A 4,201-nucleotide genomic window follows, 5' to 3' on the forward strand; every position below is an offset into this window, starting at 1 on the left:
TTCGAGTTGCTTAGCGCATTTTTCGGCAAGGGCTTTGCTGCCCCGATCTCCGGCTTTGTGAGCGATGATGACGTTTTGGAGTTACACAGAGTTTGGGAGTTGGGAGAGTTGGGAGTTGGGAGTTAATGCAGAAAGTGACGAACGCCTGTAAATACCATTACTATCCCTAATTCATTGGCAGCGGCGATCGAGTCATTATCGCGCATACTACCACCTGGTTGGACGATCGCGGTAATTCCGGCGGCGGCGGCGGTTTTGACAGAATCATCGAAGGGGAAAAAGCCGTCGCTGGCGAGGATTGCGCCTTGGGCGTTGGTGCCAGCTTGTGCGAGGGCGATTTGAGCCGAGCCGACGCGGTTCATTTGTCCGGCACCTACGCCGATGGTAGCGCGATTTTTGGTGACGACGATCGCGTTGGATTTGACGTGTTTGCAGACTTTCCAGGCGAATAATAATTCCTGTAATTCTGCTTCAGTCGGTTGTTTGGTGGTGACTACTTGCCAGTTGTCGGTAGTTTCGATCGCTTCGTCGGCGGATTGAACTAATAGTCCGCCAGCAATAACTTTGACATTATCTTTGGTGCCAGTTGCCAAATCTGCTAACGTTAATACCCGCAGATTCTTTTTGGCAGCAAATACTTCGGCAGCTTCCGGGGTACATTCTGGCGCAACGATACATTCGAGGAAAGTCTGACTCATCGATCGCGCGGTATCGGCATCCAGCGGGCGATTGACAGCGACGATGCCACCGAAGGCGGAGGTAGAATCGGCATTATAAGCGCGATCGTATGCTGCTAATAAAGTGTCGCCTAAAGCCGTCCCGCAAGGATTGTTATGTTTGATAATCGTCGCGGCGGGAGTATCGCCAAATTCGGCAATAATCCGCCGTGCGGCTTCTAAATCGACAAGGTTGTTATAACTGAGTTCTTTCCCCTGTAATATTTTGGCAGTCGTCCAACCCGTCGGTACCGCTCCCATCTGATACCATGCTGCTGGTTGGTGGGGATTTTCGCCGTAGCGGAGCGATTGCAATGGTTGGGCAGAAATTTGATAATTTTGATTTTCGCTCGCTTGCTCTGCCAAATAACCCGCGATCGCGGTGTCGTAAGCGGCGGTATGTTGGAAAGTTTCTAATGCTCTGGCTTGCCGGAACTCGATCGAAACTACTCCGTTATTTTTGGTCAGTTCGGCGAGATAATCGTTGTAGCGATCGGGATTGGATAATACCGTCAAATGTGCGAAATTCTTGGCTGAAGCGCGGAGCATGGCGGGGCCGCCGATATCGATTTGCTCGATCGCGTCTGCTAAACTAACTCCAGGTTTACTAATCGTCGCCGCGAAAGGATATAAATTAACGACCACTAGATCGATCGGGCGAATTTGATGCTGCTCCAGATCTGCTAAATGTTCGGGTAGATCTCGACGCGCCAGAATCCCCCCATGTATTTTCGGGTGCAACGTTTTCACCCGTCCGCCCAAAATTTCCGGCGCGCCCGTATATTCAGCCACCTTCATTACGGGAATCCCTTCGGCTTTCAAAGCTTGAGCGGTTCCACCACTACTGACAAGCTCAAAGTCAAATTTTTCGACTAATTGACGGGCAAATTCAATCAGTCCGGTTTTGTCAGATACACTCAGGAGTGCTAAACGAGTCATATATTAGTGGGTCGTGAGGAATGGCTAGTGGCTAGTATATCGGGTTTCAGGCATCGCGATCGAGATACTCAGATCCTGTAATTTCAATTCGATCTAGTGGAAGGATGGCGGCTGAAATCTTTCGTAGGGTTGGGATTTGCCCGATCGCGATGAAAGAATTGAGTTAGATGTGGCTATAATTTAAGGATAGATTGAGAGAGTAGATGTGTTGTTATGCTCCAACCAATTCAACTACCTAGCGGAAAGATTGTAGATCTTTCTAAATGTATTATTGCCATCGTTCCAGGCGAGAACTCGACAGATAGTGAGATGATTTTATCTGGTACAGAGCAGCAAATCCAGATCGACTCGATCGATCTGAAAATTTTACAAGAGGAATTAAAACAGCCTAGCACCCCAGAGCGATGCAACTTCAGCTTAGAACCAAAAATTCCACAAGCAGAGATCGAGTATCGGGCAGATCTAGCCAGAAAGCTTCAGACATTTAATAACCGTTGGGAACAGCTAGCTAGAGATAAAAATGCCAAACAAGAATCTAATATATTTAAACAAATTCTAGATGACCAACGCCCCAGCGGACAAAAGCTTTATAGTGCAGAATGATTATTCTCATTGATTCTGGCATTCTCGGACAACTATGTAGGCCGAATTTAAATCTAGAAATGCTAGATCTCAAAAGATGGTTCGACGGAGTGTTAATTCGCACTAATGTTGTTAGCTTTAAGTAGATTATGATGATTTCTACTCTAGAAGGATGAACTCTGTATTTGCCTGGAAGGATGAGTTTTTATCGATGCCAGCATTAATCGAGCTACAACCAAGAGCCTTAATGAATTTGAATGTGGATTAAGCTTTGATGTTATTAATTCATAATGGCTTAGATGTCACTACACTGGTATAATTGCTAAAACAGAATATTACATATGTTCGATTTAGATGTATCTTGGGATGAATACCACCAGTCGATCGAGCAATTAGCCGAGCGAATTTATCAATCTGAGTATGAATTCAATCAGATTGTTTGTCTGGCTAGAGGTGGATTGCGAGTCGGCGATATTTTGTCGCGGATCTTCGATCGACCTTTAGCAATTTTAGCGGCTAGTTCTTATAGTGGCAATGGCGATCGACAACGAGGTAAACTCGCGATCGCCAGTCAGATTACGATGACTACCGAGCGGTTGGGCGATCGGGTATTATTAGTCGATGACTTGGTAGATTCTGGTGTGACTTTACAACAGACAACCATTTGGTTGCGCGATCTTTATCCAGAGATTCAGGCACTAAAAACGGCAGTACTTTGGTATAAAGCTACTTCGCTATATATCCCCGATTACTATATTAGTTATCTCCCCAATAATCCCTGGATTCACCAACCGTTCGAGAAATACGATAACTATAAACTATCGACAGCAGATCGTAATTGTCCGTGATTTTGGGCGAGAATTGCTTCGGCTTGCGATCGATCTACCTTCGTCCAGTGCATTAATAAAGCCACTTTAACAGATTTACCGCTAGCTGCTAATAATTCCTGCGCTGCATCGCGTTCTAATTGCGTCAAATCTTGAATCATTTGCAACGCCCGATCGAGTAATTTGGTATTAGTAACGGCAACATCGACCATCCGATTTCCATATACTTTACCCAACTTTACCATCGCGCCAGTCGAGAGAATATTTAAAGCCATCTTCGTCACAGTGCCCGATTTTAGCCGCGTGGAACCCGATAAAATTTCCGCGCCGACGGGTAATCTAATCTCGATATCGGCGATGCTAGCGACCTGATTTGCAGGCACGCAGGCGATAAATACGGTCTTGGCTCCACGTTGTTTGGCAGATGCGATCGCCCCGTGGACGTAAGGAGTGGTACCGCCTGCGGTAATTCCCACTACCACATCATGTACGCCGACATTGCGTTCTACCATCGCCGCCGCGCCATCGCTGGCGATATCTTCTAAGCCTTCGGAACTTTTAATTAATGCACCCGCGCCGCCTGCGAGAATGCCTTGGACGAGATCTGGTGGGGTACAGAATGTGGGGGGACACTCTGCCGCATCGAGAACTCCCAATCGCCCGCTGGTACCCGCGCCGATGTAGAATAAGCGTCCGCCTTGGCGCAGGGAATCGGCAATGGTATCGATCGCATTGGCTAATTCGACTCTAGCACCTGCGATCGCTTTGAGGGTGTTGATATCTTCTTTATTGAATAAGTCTACTAGTTCTAGGGTGCTGAGTCGATCGAGGTTGGCACTATTGATATTTACTTGTTCGGTGAGTAGGTGTCCGCGCGTATTCAGGTTTTCGATTGTCATAGGGGAAATGGGAGATGGGAGTTCGGAGCGGGGAGGAGTGTGGGAGGTGTGGGGAGTGTGGGAGGTGTGGGGAGTGTGGGAGGCGTGGGGATTGTGGGAGTAATAAACACTCCCAGTGCCCCCCCCCCCCCCCCCCCCCCCCCCCCCCCACCCCCACAACCCAACAAACGAAATTAAAGGAACGGAGAATTGTTTTTTTTTTTGGTGTGTTTATATAAGCAAGAGGGGGTGGTTGGGG

Annotated in this window: 4 protein-coding genes; 2 read left to right on the top strand and 2 right to left on the bottom strand. The window is 47.6% G+C overall.

The annotated features are described in order from the left end of the window. Positions 1-122: 122 nt before the first annotated feature. Complete coding sequence (gene purH / locus RMO79_RS17505; protein WP_310484524.1) at positions 123-1,655, bottom strand: bifunctional phosphoribosylaminoimidazolecarboxamide formyltransferase/IMP cyclohydrolase; 1,533 nt, start codon at positions 1,653-1,655, stop codon at positions 123-125. A gap of 213 nt (positions 1,656-1,868) precedes the next feature. Here purH and RMO79_RS17510 point away from each other — a divergent pair, with 213 nt between their 5' ends. Both RMO79_RS17510 and RMO79_RS17515 read left to right on the top strand, forming a co-directional pair. Next, positions 1,869-2,258, top strand: coding sequence for a hypothetical protein (locus RMO79_RS17510; protein WP_310484526.1), 390 nt, complete (start codon positions 1,869-1,871; stop codon positions 2,256-2,258). A gap of 320 nt (positions 2,259-2,578) precedes the next feature. Next, positions 2,579-3,085 (top strand): phosphoribosyltransferase, encoded by a 507-nt coding sequence (locus RMO79_RS17515; RefSeq protein ID WP_310484527.1) that lies wholly within the window; start codon positions 2,579-2,581, stop codon positions 3,083-3,085. Here RMO79_RS17515 and murQ read toward each other — a convergent pair. Continuing rightward, the gene (gene murQ, locus RMO79_RS17520) at positions 3,049-3,957 is read right to left on the bottom strand and encodes an N-acetylmuramic acid 6-phosphate etherase (RefSeq protein ID WP_396136621.1); all 909 of its coding nucleotides are present in this window, start codon (positions 3,955-3,957) and stop codon (positions 3,049-3,051) included. The genes RMO79_RS17515 and murQ overlap by 37 nt on opposite strands. Positions 3,958-4,201 lie beyond the last annotated feature (244 nt).

Source organism: Chamaesiphon sp. VAR_48_metabat_403 (assembly GCF_031422475.1).
Taxonomy (GTDB): domain Bacteria; phylum Cyanobacteriota; class Cyanobacteriia; order Cyanobacteriales; family Chamaesiphonaceae; genus Chamaesiphon.